General features: G+C 73.6%; 15 protein-coding genes. 9 read left to right on the forward strand and 6 right to left on the reverse strand.

The features are described 5' to 3' along the window. Positions 1–71 precede the first annotated feature (71 nt). From JKV81_RS05065 to yczE, 4 genes are all read right to left on the reverse strand, one after another. Positions 72–446, reverse strand: a complete 375-nt coding sequence (locus JKV81_RS05065; protein WP_078598328.1) for an RNA polymerase-binding protein RbpA — start codon at positions 444–446, stop codon at positions 72–74. Positions 447–710: 264 nt separating this feature from the next. Next, positions 711–2,075, reverse strand: a complete 1,365-nt coding sequence (locus JKV81_RS05070) for an MFS transporter (RefSeq protein ID WP_129261228.1) — start codon at positions 2,073–2,075, stop codon at positions 711–713. Between the two features lie 44 nt (positions 2,076–2,119). Beyond that, complete coding sequence (locus tag JKV81_RS05075; protein ID WP_129266864.1) at positions 2,120–2,884, reverse strand: glycerophosphodiester phosphodiesterase family protein; 765 nt, start codon at positions 2,882–2,884, stop codon at positions 2,120–2,122. Positions 2,885–2,889: 5 nt separating this feature from the next. Next, entirely contained in the window at positions 2,890–3,558 is a 669-nt protein-coding gene (gene yczE / locus JKV81_RS05080; protein ID WP_129261226.1) for a membrane protein YczE, read from the reverse strand. 101 nt (positions 3,559–3,659) lie between these two features. Here yczE and JKV81_RS05085 point away from each other — a divergent pair, with 101 nt between their 5' ends. Further along, positions 3,660–5,159: an SCO1417 family PLP biosynthesis transcription factor gene (locus JKV81_RS05085; protein ID WP_202075003.1), complete on the forward strand. Its 1,500-nt coding sequence runs from the start codon at positions 3,660–3,662 to the stop codon at positions 5,157–5,159. Between the two features lie 48 nt (positions 5,160–5,207). Here the strand turns inward: JKV81_RS05085 and JKV81_RS05090 are convergent, their stop codons facing one another. Both JKV81_RS05090 and JKV81_RS05095 read right to left on the reverse strand, forming a co-directional pair. Then, positions 5,208–6,809 (reverse strand): hypothetical protein, encoded by a 1,602-nt coding sequence (locus tag JKV81_RS05090; RefSeq protein ID WP_202075004.1) that lies wholly within the window; start codon positions 6,807–6,809, stop codon positions 5,208–5,210. Between the two features lie 37 nt (positions 6,810–6,846). Further along, a complete protein-coding gene (locus tag JKV81_RS05095; protein ID WP_014044751.1) occupies positions 6,847–7,041 on the reverse strand; it encodes a hypothetical protein in 195 nt (64 codons plus the stop codon). 324 nt (positions 7,042–7,365) lie between these two features. On the opposite strand from JKV81_RS05095, the gene JKV81_RS05100 reads away from it, so the two are divergent. From JKV81_RS05100 to JKV81_RS05135, 8 genes are all read left to right on the forward strand, one after another. After that, a complete protein-coding gene (locus JKV81_RS05100; protein WP_099176962.1) occupies positions 7,366–7,758 on the forward strand; it encodes an ankyrin repeat domain-containing protein in 393 nt (130 codons plus the stop codon). 242 nt (positions 7,759–8,000) lie between these two features. Further along, a complete protein-coding gene (locus JKV81_RS05105) occupies positions 8,001–9,419 on the forward strand; it encodes a HEAT repeat domain-containing protein (protein ID WP_202075005.1) in 1,419 nt (472 codons plus the stop codon). 134 nt (positions 9,420–9,553) lie between these two features. After that, positions 9,554–10,684 (forward strand): glycosyltransferase family 4 protein, encoded by a 1,131-nt coding sequence (locus JKV81_RS05110; protein WP_202075006.1) that lies wholly within the window; start codon positions 9,554–9,556, stop codon positions 10,682–10,684. Next, entirely contained in the window at positions 10,681–11,847 is a 1,167-nt protein-coding gene (locus JKV81_RS05115; RefSeq protein ID WP_202075007.1) for a glycosyltransferase, read from the forward strand. The genes JKV81_RS05110 and JKV81_RS05115 overlap by 4 nt, the downstream gene beginning before the upstream one ends. Before the next feature lie 5 nt (positions 11,848–11,852). Beyond that, positions 11,853–12,767, forward strand: coding sequence for an SGNH/GDSL hydrolase family protein (locus tag JKV81_RS05120; RefSeq protein WP_202075015.1), 915 nt, complete (start codon positions 11,853–11,855; stop codon positions 12,765–12,767). Next, a complete protein-coding gene (locus JKV81_RS05125) occupies positions 12,764–16,375 on the forward strand; it encodes a hydantoinase B/oxoprolinase family protein (RefSeq protein WP_202075008.1) in 3,612 nt (1,203 codons plus the stop codon). The genes JKV81_RS05120 and JKV81_RS05125 overlap by 4 nt, the downstream gene beginning before the upstream one ends. A 57-nt stretch (positions 16,376–16,432) precedes the next feature. Further along, positions 16,433–17,959, forward strand: a complete 1,527-nt coding sequence (locus JKV81_RS05130) for a hypothetical protein (RefSeq protein ID WP_129261212.1) — start codon at positions 16,433–16,435, stop codon at positions 17,957–17,959. Between the two features lie 79 nt (positions 17,960–18,038). Beyond that, positions 18,039–18,950 carry a hypothetical protein gene (locus JKV81_RS05135; protein ID WP_202075009.1) on the forward strand — a complete coding sequence of 304 codons (912 nt, stop codon included), beginning with the start codon at positions 18,039–18,041 and terminating at the stop codon, positions 18,948–18,950. Positions 18,951–19,001: the final 51 nt, after the last annotated feature.

Here is a 19,001-nt window from a genome sequence, read left to right on the forward strand (position 1 = left end):
ACACATGTTCTGTGTCGCGGCCCGCGGCTCTTGTTCGGTGCGGTGGTGCGCATCCGTGCGGTGTTACGCGGTCAGGCAGACTTCCTGCTGTCCCGCGGGTGCACGGCGATGTTCATGGCACCGGAGCGCAGGACCGCCAGCCTCTCGGCCAGCACTTCCTCCAGCTCCTCGCGGGTACGCCGCTCCATGAGCATGTCCCAGTGCGTACGCGCGGGCTTGCCCTTCTTCTCCTCGGGGCCATCCCCGTCCACCAGGAGTGCCGTGGCGCCGCACGCCTTGCACTCCCATTCCGCCGGAATTTCCGCCTCTACCGAGAACGGCATCTCAAATCGATGTCCGTTCGGGCATGCGTACTCCACCGCCTGGCGCGGGGCCAGATCGATGCCGCGGTCCGTCTCGTAGCTGGTAACCACGAGTCGCGTACCGCGGAGAGCTCGCTCACTCATGAATCGTGCCTCCCGGGCTTGTCGCCCACAGGACAGGTGTCGCTGTCGTCGTCATCCGGTCAACGTCCGGTCGGCGGCAAAGATTCCCGTTGCCGGTCATGCGTCGCCCGTCGTGCCGCTGCTTGGTCTGGGTTTACTACCCCCCGGTGCCCGGTTTGTCACCTCTGGTCGAAGTTGTCACCCAACGGTTCGGCTTCCTCCACTGGCAGTAACGGTCCTCCGGGCAGACCAAAGGCGTACACTACCGGCCTTTCACTTCAACGTCTAAATCCGCTCCGGCACGGCGTTGCCCGCGGCGGCCACCGCGGCCCGCACGGGAACCCTCGCCAGGAGCACCGAGCCGAGCGCGAAGAAGAGCACCAGCGACAGGATCGCGTCCCGGTAACTGCCGGTGAGCTGGTAGCCGAGACCGAAGACCAGGGGCCCCAGCCAGCTGAGTCCCCGGTCGCTCATCTCGTAGGCGGAGAAGTACTCCGCCTCCTTGCCCCGCGGTACGAGGTGCGAGAACAGGGACCGCGAGAGGGCCTGGCTGCCGCCCATCACCAGCCCGATCGCCGCCGCCAGGGAGTAGAAGAACACCGGCGCGTCGGCGGGCAGCACGTACGCCGCGGCGAGGATCAGCGTCCAGACGGCCAGCGAGACGAGAATCGTGCGCTTCGCCCCGTACACCCGGGCGAGCCGGCCCATCCCCAGCGCCCCCGCCACCGCGAGGACCTGCACCAGCAGCACCGCGGTGATCAGGGTCGTCTGGTCGAGGCCGAGCTCCTCGGAGCCGTACAGCGAGGCCTGGGAGATCACCGTCTGGATGCCGTCGTTGTAGATCAGATAGGCCAGCAGGAAGGAGAGCGTGAGCGGGTGGCGGCGCATGTCGCGCAGCGTCGCCCGCAGCTGCCGCCAGCCGGAGCCGACCGCGCCGTCGCCGCCCGGTGCCACCCGGCGGTCCCGCAGCCGCCGCAACGGCACCAGGGCGAAGGCGCCCCACCACACGCCCGCCGAGGCGATGCAGATCCGGACCGCGTCGGACTCGGACAGGCCGAAGGAGTCGTGGCCGGTGTAGAGCACCAGGTTCAGGACGAGGACGAAGGCGCCCGAGGTGTACCCGAAGGCCCAACCGCGCGAGGAGACCGCGTCGCGCTCCTCCGGGGTGGAGATCTGGGGCAGGTACGCGTTGTACAGGGCCATCGACACGGAGATCGACGCGTTCGCCACGATCAGCAGGAACGCCCCGAGCAGATAGCGGTCGCCCTCCAGGAAGAACATGCAGGCCGTGGCCGTCGCTCCCGTGTACGCGGCCGCCGCGAGCAGGGGCTTCTTGCGTCCGCTGCGGTCCGCCGCCGCGCCCACGACGGGCATGACGATCACGGCCACCACGATGGACACCGACACGGCGTACGCGAAGAGCGATCCCGCCCGCACGGGTATGCCCAGGGGGTGCACGAACCCGTCCGCGTCGGCCGCCGCCTTGGCGATCGACGTCAGATAGGGGCCGAGGAAGACCGTGAGGACGCTGGTGGAGTACACGGAGCACGCGAAGTCGTAGAAGTACCAGCCGCGCTGTTCCCGTCTGCGGCCCGCGGCCTCGGCCGGCGGTCCGGCCGGGTCCTCCGTCCCTGCGATACCGGTGCTCACGCGGCCCCCTCGATCGTCCCGTGCGGACGCGGCAGGTCCCGGCGTCAGGCCCAGGCCCCCCGCTCGCTCAGCACCGTGCGCAGCGTCTCGATGTGATCGGTCATGATGCCATCCACCCCGAGGTCCAGGAGCGCCGCCATCCGTTCCGGTTCGTTGACCGTCCAGACATGGACCTGCAGCCCCCGCGCGTGCGCCGTCCGGACGAAGCGCCGGTCGACGACGCGGATGCCGCTCTGGGTCTCCGGGACCTGTGCGCAGACCGCGCCCGCCCGGAGCGCCGCCGGGATTCCGTACGACCGCAGCCGCAGCGCAAGCACACCGCGCACCCCGTAGGAGGTGGCCAGGCGCGGGCCTGCGAGGCGGTGGGCCCTGGCCACGCGCGCCTCGGAGAACGAGCCCACGCAGACCCGGTCCCACGCGTCGGTCCTGCGGATCAGCTCGACGAGCGGGGCGAGGGCGGGCTCCGCCTTGATGTCCACGTTCCAGCGGGCGTCGGGGAACTCCTCCAGCAGCTCCTCGAAGAGCGGCAGCGGCTCGCTGCCCGCCACCCTGGCCCGGCGCACCTCGCTCCAGGGCAGCTCGGCTATCCGCCCCCGGGAGTCCGTCACCCGGTCCAGGGTCGGGTCGTGGAAGGCGACGAGCCTGCCGTCCGCCGTGGCGTGCACATCGGTCTCGAAGTAGCGGTAGCCGAGGCCGGCCGCGCGCCGGAAGGCGGTCGCGGTGTTCTCCAAGCCGTCCGCGGCCCCGCCCCGGTGGGCGAAGGGGATCGTCGAAGGGTGGTCCAGATAGGGGTGGCGCCCCGAAGTCACTGCGGTCACCGCGGAAGTATCGCCCCATCCGGTGTCCGCGCGGCAACGGCCACGGTGCGGGAGCCCGGCGCCGGGAGGTCGAAGAAGCGCAGGAAGAACTGGGCGAGCGGGCCGATGGCCAGGGCGTAGAGGACCGTGCCGGCGCCGAGGGAGCCGCCGAGCAGGAAGCCGGTCACGACCACGGCCACCTCGATCGCCGTACGCACCAGCCGGATGGAGCGGCCCGTGAGCCGGTTCAGGCCGGTCATCAGGCCGTCGCGCGGTCCGGGCCCGAAGCGGGCGGATATGTACAGGCCCGTGGCGACGCCGTTGAGGACGATGCCCGCGGCCATCAGCGGTACCTGCGCCCCGAGGCCGTGCACATCCGGTACGAGGGCGAGCGTGCCGTCCATCGCGATGCCGACGGCGAAGACGTTGGAGACGGTGCCCAGCCCCGGGCGCTGTCTGATCGGGATCCACAGGAGCAGGACGACCGCCCCGACGATGATCGAGACGACCCCGATGGAGATGCCCGTCCGCTCGGCCAGCCCCTGGTGCAGCACCCCCCACGGTTCCAGCCCCAGTCCGGCCCGGACCAGCAGCGCCGAACTCGCCCCGTACAGGGCCAGGCCCACGTACAGATGGGTCAGTCGCCGGGCGAGCCGGGTGCCGCTCGGAGAAGTGGTGTCGGACAAGTGGTGCCCCCTGTGTGGTGGTAGTGGACTGCTGCATGTCACTCTGTGGCGGGGAATTGGCCGCCAACTATGGCCAATCCGAGGAAGGTGGACTGATTTACATGGCGCAGTGGACTTCGACCGTCGGTGCGGCGCAGCTCGCCCGGCAGCTCCAGGGCCAGCAGGCGCGTCCGCTGCCGCCGGGCACCCGTAAGCCGCCCGCCTACCGTGCCCTCGCCGACGGGGTGCGCCTGCTCGTCCTGGAGGGCCGCGTCCCGGTGGCCGCACGGCTCCCCGCCGAACGCGAACTGGCGCTGGCCCTCTCCCTCAGCCGGACCACCGTCGCCGCGGCCTACGAGGCGCTCCGGGCGGAGGGCTTCCTGGAGTCCCGCCGCGGCGCCGGCAGCTGGACGGCCGTCCCCGCGGGCAACCCGCTGCCCGCCCGTGGCCTCGAACCGCTGCCCCCCGAGTCGCTCGGCTCCATGATCGACCTGGGCTGCGCCTCGCTGCCCGCCCCGGAACCCTGGCTGACCCGGGCCGTCCAGGGCGCCCTGGAGGAGCTTCCGCCGTACGCCCATACGCACGGCGACTACCCGGCCGGTCTGCCCGCCCTGCGGCAGATGATCGCGGACCGCTACACCGGGCACGGCATCCCCACGATGCCCGAGCAGATCATGGTCACCACCGGGGCGATGGGTGCCATCGACGCCATCTGCCATCTCTTCGCAGGGCGCGGCGAGCGCATCGCCGTGGAGTCCCCGAGCTACGCCAACATCCTCCAGCTCATGCGCGAGGCGGGTGCCAGGCTGGTGCCCGTGGCGATGGAGGAAGGGCTCGGCGGCTGGGACATGAACCGCTGGCGGCAGGTCCTGCGCGACGCCGCGCCGAGGCTGGCCTATGTCGTCGCCGACTTCCACAACCCCACCGGGGCCCTGGCCGACGAGCAGCAGCGCCGCGCCCTGGTCGAGGCCGCCCGGTCGGCGGGCACGGTCCTGGTGGTCGACGAGACCATGCACGAGCTGCACCTGGACCCGGACGTCGAGATGCCCCGCAGGGTCTGCGCGTTCGACCCGGCGGGCAGCACCGTCCTGACCGTCGGCTCCGCGAGCAAGGCGTTCTGGGCCGGCATGCGCATCGGCTGGGTGCGGGCCGCCCCGGACGTCATCCGCAGCCTGGTCGCCGCACGCGCGTACGCCGACATGGGGACGCCCGTGCTGGAACAGCTCGCCATCAACTGGCTGATGCGGACCGGCGGCTGGGAGGAGGCCGTGGCCATCCGGCGCGAGCAGGCGCGGGAGAACAGGGACGACCTGGTGCGCGCCCTGCGCCGGGAGCTCCCTGCCTGGGAGTTCGAGGTGCCGCGCGGCGGCCTCACCCTGTGGGTGCGCACCGGCGGGCTCTCCGGCTCCCGGCTGGCCGTGGCGGGCGAGCGGGTCGGGGTCCGTGTGCCGTCGGGGCCCCGGTTCGGGGTGGACGGGGCCTTCGAGGGCTATGTGCGGCTGCCCTTCACCGTGGGAGGCCCGGTGGCGGACGAGGCGGCGCTGCGACTGGCCGCCGCCGCCGAGCTGGTCGGCTCCGGTGCGAGCGCGGGAGCCGAGGCGCCCCGGACCTTCGTGGCCTGAGGCGCCCCGGCTCCGTACCTTCGCGGGGGGCGCGAGGTGCCCCGCGTCTCACCCTTCGGCGGCGGCCGGCGCCCCGATCAGCTGCTCGGTGTGTACGGACACGGGCTCGGCCGGCTTCTCCGGTACGGCCTGCTCCACCGCGGGCGCCCCGCCGGGCAGCAGATCCAGCACCGCCTGCCGGTGCGCCTCGCTCGTGGCCTCGTCGTACGGGTCGGGGGTGGCCGGCACTTGGAGCCGCAGGACGGGCCCGGTGCCCAGCCGGGCGTAGCCACGGCCCGCAGGGACGTCGGCGGTGGGCGTGGTGTGCGGCTGGACGCCCAGGACCGCCTCGACCTCCTCGCGGTCGGCGGGACCGAGGACGGCGCGTGCCCTGGTGTGGGTGCGTACGGTCTCGGTGAGGGCGTCCAGGCTGTCGAACTGGTCCGCGACCACGACGGTCACCCCGGCGGCGCGGCCGTGCCGCAGCGGCACCTGGAGGAGTTCCTGCGGGTCCTGCCTGCCGTCTGCGGCGGCCAGGTGCCCCAGCGCGCTCGGGCGGTCCAGCAGGATCCACAGGGGGCGCTTGATGTCCTCGGGCTCGGGATGGCCGGCCTGGCGGGCCCGGTTGGCGGCGATGAGCCGCCGCTCGGTCTCGTGCGCCGCCCATTCGAGCGTCGCGAGCGCCCCGGCCAGACCGCGCTCCACCGCGAGTACGCCGTCCCGGCCGGTCAGGAAGCCGTACTCGCCGGTGCCGCCGCCCTCCACGACGAGGATGTCGCCGTGCTGGAGGGCCTGGAGCGCGAGGGAGCGCATCAGGGTCGTGGTGCCGCTGCCCGGGTGCCCCGCGATCAGCAGGTGGGGTTCGGTCGAACGCGTGCCGGTCCGCCAGATCACGGGGGAGGCGTCGCGGGTCACGTCGCCGTCCTGGACCGGCACGGTGCGCCGGACGGCGTCGTCGTCGGTGAAGCCGAGGACCGTCTCGCCGGGCGCGGTGACGAAGCGCTGGGCGGCGATGGTCGTGGGGAGCGCGGGGAGCACGGTCATGACGAGGTGGTTGGCCTCCTCGTCCCAGGCGAAGTGGTATTCGCGGCCCCGGCCGGACTTGGCGTGCAGCACCTGCTCGACCCGGGCCCGGGACGCGGGGTCGCCGTCGGTGAAGTACGCCGGGTAGTTCACCTGGAGCCGGGTGAGGCGCCCGTTGCCGTCGAAGGCGTACGACGTGCCGAAGACCTTCTCCCAGTCGCCGCCGTGGGAGAAGAGCGGACCGGGGTCGTCGGCCACGGAGAAGTGGGGGACCAGCGCCTCGTACAGCGCCCGGAGGCGTGCGGTCCCGGCTTCGTCGGGGCCGGTCCTCGCGGGGGTGCGGTCGCGCCCCCGCCATGCGGCGGCGCCCATCACCGAGATCAGGGCCAGCAGAGGCCCGTAGGGGATGAGCGCCACCACCAGTACGCAGGCCGCGACGAGGAACAGCACGTGTCCGCGCCGGTCCCTGGGCGTCGCGGCCCACTTCTGCCGTCCGGCTCCCGCCAGCAGCCGCAGGCCACGGGTGACCGTGATCAGCGGATGGAGGACGTCGGTGGCGTTGTCGGCGGCCGTGCGCGCGATCTCGCGACTGCGAGTGATCGAAACGCTGCCGCGCTGAAGGATGCGGGGGAGTGGTCGCCGGGCCACGTCGGTCTCCTGGAGAGGTGGGAGCGGTTTCGGAGCGTCAGAACTTGATCCCGCCCAGCATGCTGGCGAGGCTCGCCCCGCCGGCCGTGATGCTCGGGGCGATGGCTGTGCCGGCCAGGTAGAAGCCGAACAGCGCGCAGATGAGGGCGTGGGACGCCTTGAGCCCGTCCTTCTTGAAGAACAGGAAGACGATGATGCCGAGCAGTACCACGCCCGAGATGGAGAGGATCATGAGCGGTTCTCCTGGTTGAGGGGGACAGTCACCATGAGTACTTCCAGGATCACAAGATGTACCTATACGATAAAAGGTGCAAGTGAGTGAATATCCTTCCATTTCACTCAACTGGTGGGTGAAAAGCAGAGGCCCGGGCGCTCCAGGCGTCCCACCGGCCCCGTCCCCACCGGAAAGCGGGCCCCGGGCGGTGATCTTCCGGCGCTCCGGGGCAGGCTCACGACTGCCCGGAGCAGTACTCTGTCGATTCACTCGTACGGCCCCCAGCCGTACTCCCCACCAGGTCAGCAACCGCGACCACGGCAACGGAAGGCGGCCCGTCCGATGAGCGAAACCCCCGATCCCGAGGTGGTCGAGCTGGCGACCAAGGTCTTCGACCTGGCCCGCCGGGGGGAGAGCGACGCGCTCGCCGCCTACGTCGACGCGGGCGTCCCCGCGAACCTCACCAACGACCGGGGCGACACCCTGCTGATGCTCGCCGCCTACCACGGGCACGCCCCCGCCGTCGTCGCCCTCGCGGGCCGCGGCGCCGACCCGGACCGTGCCAACGACCGGGGGCAGACCCCGCTCGCCGGTGCCGTCTTCAAGGGGGAGCGCGAAGTGATCGACGCACTGCTCTCCGCGGGCGCCGACCCGGCCGCCGGAACACCCTCCGCCGTGGACACCGCGCGCATGTTCGGCAAGGACGACCTGCTGGAACTCTTCGGTGCGCGCTGAGAAGCCGTCCGGGCCGCGCGCCGGCCGGTGCGTCGTAAATGTGGTCGCGTCGGCGAAATGGCTGGGTCATCATGACGTCGCGGGTCCCTTCCGGACCACCGACGAGAGGCAGAGGAAGATGAGCACCAGGCAGAAGACGGCGGTCGGCCGATCATGTTGCTGCGCGGCCTAGGGGATGTCACCCCGGCACATGGAACAGCACAGTCCCGGTTGCGTCGACAGCTTGATGTGAGGCTTTCCCCATGTTCGATCCGTTCATAGCGCCGAGCGGCACCCTGCTCGGCCTGCTGCAGAGGGGCCGCGGCGACGGCACGCTCCACGCACTCGCCGCCCCCCGTCCCGAGGCCCTCACGGCTCTCAACCACTGCGTCCTGAGCGATCCGCGTCATGACTGGCAGGTCGAGAACCGTTCCCTCTACTACGCGCGCCTCTACCTCGACCTCGACGGCGGCACCGAGGAGATCGAGCGGCACCTCTTCGATCCCGAGGACCACCTCGACACCGAGGACTCCCGTACGGGGCTCGCCCTGGCCGTGCTCGGCCACCTCGCCTCCTACGGCCGCGACGACGCCCTCGCGCTCCTGCGCCGGTACGCCGCGACCGGCGCCAACTGGGCGTGGGCGCTCGACGAGCTGGCCCTGCGCGACGACGACGCCGGGCTGCGCTCCCTCGCCGAGCCGGTGCTCGCCCGCTTCCCCGCCACCGCGGAGGGCACGGCCGAACTCGCCGCCTCCGTACGGGACGCCTTCGAGCCCCGGCCCTGGCGGCTCTGGGCCGACGACCCGCGCGAAGCGGTCGGCGCCCGGGTCAGGGCCGCCACCGAACAGGGCTCCTTCGACCGGTGGCAGCGGCAGATGCGGCCGGGCGGACCACGCCCCGGCTGGAGCGTCCAGGCCGTCTTCGACTGGGCCCAGGAAGGACTGGAACGCGGCAGCGCGCTCCACGTCCCCGCCGCCCGCTGCCTCTCCGCCGTCGCCGGGACCGAGGACCGGCCGATGATCGTCGAGGCCGCCCGCAGCGGCCCCGAGGGCGCGCGCTGCGCCGCCCTGCACTATCTGGCCGAGGCCCGCGACCCCGCCGTGCTCGACCTCGTCGAGCAGGCCGTCGGCGGCGCGTCACCCACCGTCGCCGACGCGGCCGTCGCCGCCTTCGAGCGCATGTGCGGCGAAGCGGCGGTCGACCGGGCGCGGCGCTGGGCCCACCGCCCCGACGCCCTCGGCGCCTCGGCGGCCGGGGTCCTGGCCTGCCGCGGCGCCGCACAGGACGCCCCGCTCGTCCTCGCCGCACTGCGCGAGGCGGTCAGGGGCGAGGGACCCGACACCCCGCGCCTGTGGACCCTCGTCGACGGCGCGGGCCGTCTGGGCATCGCCTGCGCGGCGCCCGTCCTGCGCCATGTGTACCGGGAGACGTCCTCCTCACACCTGCGCGGCCGCGCGGCCCGCGCGCTGGCGGCCACCGACCCGTCCTTCGCCAGCGGATTCGCCGTCGAGTGCCTCTGGGACTGCGAGGAGACCACCCGCGAACTGGCCGCGCACCACGCGGAGACCGGGGACATCCGGGTCGCCGAACGGCTGAGGCGGCTCGCCGCCGACCCGGCCGAGGAGGCCGAGGTCCAGACCGCCGTACGCAGCAGGATCGGGCCGGACGCGCCCGCAGTCTGACCCGGTGCTCCGTCGGTTCACGGAGCTCCGGATGCCGCGCGTCGGGGGCGCGCGGCGCAAACGCTCATGGGACGTTCCCCGGGCGGACAGATCCAAGTCGGCAAGGGCACGCCCAGTGCGGTGACAACACCCGTATGCGTGTCGTCATCGTCACCGAATCCTTCCCGCCCGACGTCAACGGTGTGGCCCACTGCACCCTGCAGACCGCCCGGCACCTCGCCGCCCGCGGCCACCAGCCGCTCGTCATCGCCCCGGCCGGGGCGACGGCCACCACCGGCTCCGCGTCCACCGGCGACCCCTGCCCCGTGGTGCGCGTCCCCTCACTGCCTCTGCCCGGCTACCCGCAGGTCCGGGTGGCCCTCCCCGGCCGGCGGCTCGCCGCCGCGCTCACCGGCCACCGCGCCGAACTCGTCCACCTGGCCGGCCCGTTCGTCCTCGGCGTCCGGGGCATGGCCGTCGCCACCCGGCTGGGGCTGCCCGCCGTGGCCGTCTACCAGACCGACCTGGCCGGCTACGCCCGCACCTACCTGGGCACCGGCGAGAACACCGCCTGGCGCCGGATGCGCGCCGTGCACAGCGCCGCCGACCTCACCCTCGCCCCCTCCTCCGCCGCCCTGCGCGACCTCACCGGCCACGGGGTGCCCCGGGTGAAGCTGTGGCCGCGCGGGGTCGACACCGTACGGTTCCGCCCCGGCCTGCGCGACGAGGCGCTGCGCCGGGCCCTCGCCCCCGGCGGTGAGAAGATCGTCGGATACGCGGGGCGGCTCGCCCCCGAGAAGCACGTCGAACTCCTCGCCGGAGCCTGCGCGCTCCCGGGCGTACGCGTCGTGGTCGTCGGCGACGGGCCGAGCGAGGCGTCGCTGCGCGCGGCACTGCCCGGCGCGGTGTTCCTGGGGCGGCGCACGGGGGAGGACCTCGCCCGCTTCTTCGCCTCCCTGGACGTCTTCGTGCACACCGGGCCGTACGAGACCTTCTGCCAGACGGTGCAGGAGGCCATGGCCTCGGGGGTCCCCGTCGTCGCCCCGGCGGCCGGCGGACCGCTCGACCTCGTCGCCCACGGGAGCACCGGGCTGCTGGTGCCGCCCCACGACGCGGCGGCGGTCAGGGACGCCGTCGCCGCACTCGTCGCGGACCCCGCGCGCGCCGAGGCCTTCGGCCGGACCGCCCGGGCCGCCGTCGAGGGCCGCACCTGGGAAGCGGTCGGCGACCAGCTCCTGGGCCACTACGACGAGGTCCTTCGCGGCCGGACGGCGGTGGCGGCGTGAACGGGCCCGGCCGTGACGGGCTCAGGATCGTGCGGCTGGCGAACTTCGTCACGCCCGCCTCCGGCGGCCTGCGCACCGCACTGGACGAGCTGGGTCGCCGCTACCTCGCGGCGGGGCACGAGCCGGTGCTGATCGTCCCCGGGGCAGCCCCGGGCGACGTGCACACCGGGCAGGGCAGGGTCATCACCCTCCCGGGACCCGTGCTGCCGGGCAGCGGCGGCTACCGGGTGCTCGTGAACCGGGCAAGGCTGCGCGGCCTCCTGGAGGAGCTGCGGCCCGACCGCCTGGAGGTGTCCGACCGGACCACCCTGCGGTGGACCGGGGAGTGGGCACGCCGCGCCCGCCTCCCCGCCGTCATGGTGTCCCACGAGACCGCCGACGGGGTGCTCCGCACCTGGGGAGTGCCCCCGGCGGCGGCCGGACGGGCCGCCGACCGGCTCAACACCCTCAGCGCCCACGCCTACGCCCGGATCGTGTGCACCACCGAATGGGCGGAGCGCGAGTTCGTACGGACCGGCGTACGCAACGTGGTGCGCGCCCCGCTCGGGGTGGACCTGGAACGCTTCCGCCCCGGACTGCGCAGCACGGCGCTGCGCACCCGCCACCTGCGCGGCCAGGACGTCCTGCTGCTGCTCGGATCACGGCTCTCCGTGGAGAAGCGGCCCGGCCGGGCGCTGGACGCGCTGGCCGCACTGCGGCACACCGGGGTGCGGGCCGCCCTGGTGGTGGCGGGGGACGGGCCGCTGCGCGCCGAACTCGAACGCAGGGCACGCGCGGAGCGGCTGCCTGCCGAGTTCCTGGGCCATGTACGCGACCGCGTCCGTCTGGCCCGCCTCCAGGCGAGCGCGGACCTGTGCCTCGCCCCGGGGCCGGCGGAGACCTTCGGGCTCTCCGCCCTGGAGGCCCTCGCCTGCGGCACCCCGGTGGTGGCCAGCGCGGCCTCCGCGCTGCCGGAGGTGCTCGGACCGGCCGGACTGGCCGCCGCCGACACGGGCAAGGCGTTCGCCGCCGCGCTCCGGGAACTCCTGGACCGACCGGAGGAGGAGCGCAGGGCCACGGCACGGGCGCGCGCCGCGCACTTCGGCTGGGACCGCTCGGCGGCGGCCTTCCTGGCCGCCCACGACATCCCGCAGCGGCACGGAGCCCTGGAGGTGCGGCCGTGAGCGCCATGCCCGCCGACGCACCCGACCGCACCACCCCCGCCCGCACCACCGTGCGGTTCGCCGCACTCGGCGACTCGCTCACCGAAGGCGTCGGCGACCCCGTCCAGGGCGGCTGGCGGGGCTGGGCGGCGCTCCTCGCCGAGGGCCTCGGCGGCACGGACCGGGACGTGGAGTTCCGTAACCTCGCCGTCGCCGGCGCCCTGTCCGCGGACGTCCACGAGCGCCAGGCCGTGGCGGCGGCGGAGTTCCGGCCGGACATCGCCTCCGTCGTCGTCGGGGTCAACGACACCCTGCGCCGCTCCTTCGACATCGGACGCCTCGCCGCCCGGCTCGACGCGGTCTGCGCCCTGCTCGCCGGGGACGGCGCCGTACTCCTGACGGCGTGTCTGCCCGACCCCGGTACGGCGCTCCGGCTCCCCGGACCGCTGCGCCACCCCCTCGCGCGGCGCCAGCAGGCCGTCAACGCCGTGGTGCACGCCCTGTCCGAGCGCTACGACACCGTCCATCTGCACGCCTCGGACCGGGCCTGGACCGAGGACCGATCGCTGTGGAGCGTGGACCGGCTCCACCCCGGCGAGCGGGGCCACCGAAGGCTGGCCGCCGGCTTCCACCGGCTGCTCGCCGAGCGAGGAATCGCCCTCGGCGCCCGGCCCGCCCATGAACCGGGGCAGCCGCCGCCCACCCGCGTAGCCGGGGCCCTCTGGCTGGCGACCCGGGGCACCGGCTGGCTGGCCCGGCGCAGTACGGATCTGCTGCCCCAGCTGCTGGGCCTCGCGGCGGCCGAGGCCGGGCACCGGGCACGCGGCACCAGCGGGCAGCTCGACGCCCGGGGCGGACGGGCGCTGGCCGAGGCCCTGGACGGCCTGCCCCCCGCGCCCTGTCTGCGGGGGTTCGTCCCCCGCGCCAGAATGGAGGGATGACCGGACGCTGGGAGTTCTGGATCGACCGGGGCGGCACCTTCACCGACGTCGTGGGCCGTGACCCCGACGGCCGGCTGATCTCCCGCAAGCTGCTCTCGCACGACCCCGGCCGCTACCGCGACGCCGCCGTCGCCGGCATCCGGCTGCTGCTCGGCCTCGGCCCCCACGACCCGGTCCCCGCCGACCGGGTCGCGGGCGTCAAGATGGGCACGACCGTCGCCACCAACGCCCTCCTGGAGCGTCGGGGCGAGCCGACCGTCCTGGTCATCACCGAGGGCTTCCGGGACGCCCTGCGGATCGCGTACCAGAACCGGCCCCGCCTCTTCGACCGGCGCATCCTGCTCCCCGAAGCCGTGTACGACCGGGTCGTCGAGGTCCCCGAGCGCACCGACGCCCGGGGAGGGACCGTGAAGGCCCTCGACCGCGCCGCCGTGGCCGAGCGGCTCCGGGCGGCCGCGGCGGACGGACTGCGCAGCGCGGCCGTCGTCCTCATGCACGGCTACCGCCACCCGGAGCACGAGCGGGCCGTCGCGGAGGAGGCCAGGGCGGCGGGCTTCACCCAGGTCAGCTGCTCGCACGAGGTCAGCCCGCTGATCAAGCTCGTACCGCGCGGCGACACCACCGTCGTCGACGCCTACCTCTCACCGATCCTGCGCCGCTACGTCGAGGAGGTCGCCCGCGAACTCCCGGGCATCCGGCTGATGTTCATGCAGTCCAACGGCGGACTGCGCGAGGCCGCTCACTTCCGGGGCAAGGACGCGGTGCTCTCCGGCCCGGCCGGGGGCGTCGTCGGCATGGTGCGTACGTCCGGACAGGCCGGCCACGACCGGGTCATCGGCTTCGACATGGGCGGCACCTCCACCGATGTCTCCCACTACGCGGGCGAGTTCGAGCGCGAGCTCGGGACACAGGTGGCGGGGGTGCGGATGAGCGCGCCCATGATGAGCATCCACACCGTCGCCGCCGGCGGCGGATCCGTCCTGCACTTCGACGGACGGCGCTACCGGGTCGGCCCCGACTCGGCCGGAGCCGACCCCGGGCCCGCCTGTTACCGGCGGGGCGGGCCGCTCACCGTCACCGACGCCAACGTGATGCTCGGCCGCATCCGCCCCGAGCACTTCCCGGCCGTCTTCGGCCCGGAGGGCGACCAGCCGCTCGACGCCCGTCTCGTGCAGGAGCGCTTCGAAGCGCTGGCCGAGGAGGTGTCGGCCGCCGCGGGAGACACCCGTACGGCCGCCGAGGTGGCCGCCGGATTCCTGGAGATCGCCGTGCTCAACATGGCGAACGCCGTCAAGAAGATCTCCGTCCAGCGCGGCCGCGACATCACCCGCTACGCGCTCACCGGCTTCGGCGGCGCCGGAGGACAGCACGTCTGCGCCGTCGCCGACGCCCTGGGCATCGACACCGTCCTCGTACCGCCGCTCGCCGGTGTCCTCTCCGCGTACGGGATCGGTCTCGCCGACGCCACCGCCATGCGCGAGCAGTCCGTCGAAGCCCCGCTGGACGAGGTGGCGGGAAGCCGGCTGCGGGGCATCTGCGACGGACTCGCGGAGCGCGTCCGCGCCGAACTCCGCGCCGACGGCCTCCCCGACAGCGCCATCGCCACCCGGGCACGGATCCTCGTGCGCTACGCCGGCACGGACGCCTCCCTGCCCGTCGCCCAGGCCCCCCTCGCCGCCATGACCGAGGAGTTCACCGAGGCCCACCGGACGCGCTACGGATTCACCATGGACAAGCCCCTGGTGGCCGAGGCCGTCTCCGTGGAGGCCACCGGGGCGTCAGGACCGCACACCCCGCCCCGCGTCGGCGCGGGCGCCGCGGAAGGCCCGGTCCGGCCCCTGGGGACCGTGACGATGTACACCGGGGGAGAGCGGCGGGACGCCGGCCTGTACCGGCGGGCGACCCTGCGCGCCGAGGACACCGTGACCGGCCCCGCGATCGTCACCGAGGACGACGCCACCACCGTCGTGGACCCCGGCTGGCAGGCCACGGCCGGGCCGGCCGGACACCTCGTGCTGCGCCGGACCGAACCCCGGCCCGAGCGGAGGGCCGTCGGCACCCGGGTCGACCCGGTCATGCTCGAAGTGTTCAACAACCTCTTCATGTCGATCGCCGAACAGATGGGCGTACGACTGGAGAACACGGCGCACTCCGTCAACATCAAGGAGCGGCTGGACTTCTCGTGCGCCCTGTTCGACGCGGACGGCAACCTGGTGGCCAACGCCCCGCACATCCCCGTGCACCTGGGATCGATGGGGGAGTCCATCAAGGAGGTGCTGCGGCGCAACCGGGGCACCCTGCGGCCCGGTGACGTCCACGCCGTCAACGATCCGTACCACGGCGGCACACACCTTCCGGACGTGACCGTCGTGACGCCCGTGTTCGACGAGCCCGCGGACGGACAGGAGAGCCGGCTGCGCTTCCTGGTGGCCTCACGCGGCCACCACGCGGAGATCGGCGGCATCACCCCGGGCTCCATGCCCGCCTTCAGCCGTACGGTCGACGAGGAGGGCGTCCTCTTCGACAACTGGCTGCTGGTGCGCGACGGAACCCTCCGCGAGACGGAGACCCGGAAGCTGCTCACCACCGCCGCGTACCCCTCCCGCGACCCCGACACCAACCTCGCCGACCTGCGCGCCCAGATCGCGGCCAACGAGAAGGGCATCACGGAACTGCGGCGCATGACCGACCAGTTCGGTCAGGACGTCGTCGAGGCGTACATGGGCCACGTCCAGGACAACGCCGAGGAGTCCGTACGCCGGATCGTCGCCGGGCTGCGCGACGGCTCCTGCCGCTACGAGACGGACAACGGCGCCGTCATCGCCGTGAAGGTCACCGTGGACCGCGACGCCCGGACGGCCGTCCTCGACTTCGAGGGCACCTCCCCGCAGCAGCCCGGCAACTTCAACGCCCCCACCTCCGTCGTCAAGGCCGCCGTCCTCTACGTGTTCAGGACGCTCGTCGCGGAGGACATCCCGCTCAACAGCGGCTGCCTGAAACCCCTGGAGATCCGCGTTCCGGAAGGGTCCATGCTGGCCCCCGTCCACCCGGCGGCGACGGTCGCCGGCAACGTCGAGACCTCCCAGGCCGTCACCGGAGCGCTCTACGCGGCCCTGGGCGTCCAGGCGGAGGGCTCGGGCACCATGAACAACCTCACCTTCGGCAACGACCGCGTCCAGTACTACGAGACCGTCGCCAGCGGCTCCGGGGCCGGCGACGGCTTCGACGGCGCCGACGCCGTGCAGACCCACATGACCAACTCCCGCCTCACCGACCCCGAGATCCTCGAATGGCGCTACCCGGTGCTGCTGGAGAGCTTCGGCGTACGCGAGGACAGCGGCGGCCCGGGCCGGTGGCACGGCGGCCGGGGCGTGGAACGGCGGATCCGCTTCCTCGAACCCGTCACCGTGGCCCTCCTGTCGAGCCACCGCAGGGTGCCCCCCTACGGCATGGCGGGAGGCGGGCCCGGAGCACTCGGCGAGCAGTACGTCGAACGGGCCGGCGGGGAGACCGTGACCCCGCTCGAAGGGTGCGACACCGCCGAGCTGGACACCGGGGACGTCCTCGTGCTGCGCACCCCAGGAGGCGGCGGCTACGGGCGCCCGTGACCGGTCGCTTCTGCGCCGTTTCGACCGTTGTCGGTGCGAGGACCTAATCTGTGCAGCGTGACATCGCCTGCCGACAACCTGACCGCTGCGCCCCAGCTCAGCGCGGGACCGAGGCCCGCCCCGGGACCCGCCGCCGACGAGGGGCTCTCGCGTCGGCTGCGCGCGCTCGCCTGCACCGCCCCGCTGCACGACCTGGACGTCCGCAAGGCCAACCTCGCCGGCGAGTACACGGTCTACGCGATGGCCGAGGTCGCCCTCGCCGCGATCGACCTGGTCACCCTCAACATGGACTTCGACACGGGCGCCGACCACGACCAGATAGTGGCCAGGCTCCTCCCACGCGTCGCCGCCCAGGCACCGCGCCGGCCCGTCACCGAGCACGAACGGGTCGCGCGCTGGGTCCTGGAGAACCTGATCAACGTCGGCAGCGTGGACCGCGGCTTCCGCGCCGTGTACGGCACCTTCGGACCCGACGGCGTCTACGTCCGCAGGGACTACGACTTCAAGCTGATCGAGGAAGTCCCCGGCCACGGCGGCAGCGTCTACCTCCGCGCCACCGACGAGGCGGTCAACGTCCTCGTCGGCGCCCTGGACACGGACGTCACCAGCGCCCAGATCGCCGCCGAGGTGAAGCTGGAGGTCCTCATCAGCAGGGGCCGGCTCGCCGACGCCCAGCTCGCCGCCGAACAGGCCCGCTACCGCACCGTGCAGTACGCCGAGACGCTCCGCAGGACGCTGGAGGCGACCCGCCGCAACGTCCGCGCGGTGGACTGGCTCAACGCCGTACCGGACATGATCGCCGAGGCGCTCGACCACGTCGCCGACCGCTACCGCCACGAGAACGCGATCCTCACCAACATCCGCAAGGCCAGGGACGAGGCCGAGGAACCCGAGCACAAGCGCCGCGCCGCCGAGCTCGTCGACATCGTCAAGGACTGCATCCGCCGCCACACCCAGCTCCAGTCCCGGCTGCTGGAGGCCGGCCCCCTCTTCCGGGCCGAGCAGGACCGGCAGGCGTTCGCCACCCCCACGGCACAGGCGGGCCTCGACCTGTACGGACAGCTCGTCGTCCCCCTGCTGCCGCTCCCCGTCGAACAGGCCACCCGGGCCACCGACGCGTTCTTCGCCCACGGCACCGGGCTGCGCACCCCCGTCTCGGTCCGGGTCGGCGACCTCGTCGAGATGCTGCTCATGCCCCCGGTGGAGCGCGAGCACCTGGGCGCCGAGATGCCCGAGCCCGACCTCATCGCCACCCCGGACGACAGCCGGTTCAGCGAGGAGCAGCTCGCCGCCGCGATGGAGCTGCTCGACCTGGAGCACGACGCCCCCCGACGGCTCTCCGGACTCCTCGCCGAGGCGCGGCAGAGCGACCCCGAGCTGCCCTACCTGGTCGCCCTCCTCGCCGTCCACGCGGCGAGCCCGCCCGTCGGCACGGCCTACCGCCAGGGTGAGCGCCGGCTGCTCTTCGCCGTCGACGACGGCACCCCGCTGGAGGACCACGAGTTCGGCGGGGCCGACCTGATAGTGGGCATGGCCCTGCTGGACGCGGCGGGCATGGCCGCGGACCGCAAGGACGCCTCGTGAGTGTCCACGGCCCGACCGCCCACCCCCTGCCGCACCCCCTGTCGCGCGAGAGCGGCACCCGTACCGAGGAGTCACCGAGTTGAGCGAGCAGCACGCCGAGCACACCGACGCGTGGGGCGACCAGCCCCTCACGCACGCGGCCGACGCCGCACGGCCGGCCGCTCCCGCCGCTGTCACCCCCGCCGACGCGGCCGACGCCGCCCGGCTGGTCTCCTTCGGGCTTCAGCCCAAGCTGATGCCGGCCCGCGACGCCGAATACACCGAGCTGCTCCGCCGCTACCGGGAGGAGCCCTCCTTCGCCCGGCTCGCCGACGCCGTCGCGACCGGCCTCGGGCTCATCGTCCTGGAGGTCTCCACCCGCGCGGGGATGGCCGTCACCGCGGGCGAGGACTCCGTCTTCGCCGTACGCATGGGCGACTACGCCCGGCGCGCCTCCACCGACTCCGCCGACCGCTTCCTGCACGGCCTGGCCCACCTCGCCGTCGCCGCCATGTCCTTCCCCCGCCCCGAGGACCTGGCCGACGACTCCTACATCGGCCGCATCACCGTCAACGGCGTCGACGCCTTCGTCCGCCAGGCCTGCCGGCGCCTGGAGGAGCGGGCCGAGGAGCAGGGCGACAACACCGACCCGGCCACCGACGCCCCCGGCCTGGAATCCGGCTGGCGGATCTACTCCCGCCGCAGCGCCACCGGAGCCACCAAGGACGCCCGCCGGCTCGCCGGTTCCACCACCGGCATCATCGGCAAGGCCGTCGCCTTCCTCACCGACTCGGGTTTCCTCCAGCGCACCGGCGACGACGCGGGCGGCGCCTACCGCACCACCGCGCGCTACCAGCTCCAGGTGCGCGACATGGCGGGCAGCGCCGCCATGGCCGAACTGCTGGAGCTCGGCGTCGTCCCCGTCACCGACGGCTCGGCCACCCTGCTGCCGCCGCCCGACACCGAAGGCCTGGAGCTGGCCGCCGACGCGGGACTCCCCTTCCACTCCTGACCGCCCATCGCCCGAGCCGCCCCCTGCCGCTCCGGCCGCCCCGCCCGCCGC

Origin of the sequence: Streptomyces silvae (assembly GCF_016745505.1) — a bacterium.
Classification (GTDB): Bacteria; Actinomycetota; Actinomycetes; order Streptomycetales; family Streptomycetaceae; genus Streptomyces; species Streptomyces silvae.

Coding starts and splice junctions, on each gene's coding strand:
- JKV81_RS05100 (WP_099176962.1), top strand. CDS start 7,366: ATGAGCGAAACCCCCGATCCCGAGGTGGTCGAGCTGGCGACCAAGGTC.
- JKV81_RS05105 (WP_202075005.1), top strand. CDS start 8,001: ATGTTCGATCCGTTCATAGCGCCGAGCGGCACCCTGCTCGGCCTGCTG.
- JKV81_RS05085 (WP_202075003.1), top strand. CDS start 3,660: ATGGCGCAGTGGACTTCGACCGTCGGTGCGGCGCAGCTCGCCCGGCAG.
- JKV81_RS05120 (WP_202075015.1), top strand. CDS start 11,853: ATGCCCGCCGACGCACCCGACCGCACCACCCCCGCCCGCACCACCGTG.
- JKV81_RS05065 (WP_078598328.1), bottom strand. CDS start 446: ATGAGTGAGCGAGCTCTCCGCGGTACGCGACTCGTGGTTACCAGCTAC.
- JKV81_RS05125 (WP_202075008.1), top strand. CDS start 12,764: ATGACCGGACGCTGGGAGTTCTGGATCGACCGGGGCGGCACCTTCACC.
- JKV81_RS05110 (WP_202075006.1), top strand. CDS start 9,554: ATGCGTGTCGTCATCGTCACCGAATCCTTCCCGCCCGACGTCAACGGT.
- JKV81_RS05095 (WP_014044751.1), bottom strand. CDS start 7,041: ATGATCCTCTCCATCTCGGGCGTGGTACTGCTCGGCATCATCGTCTTC.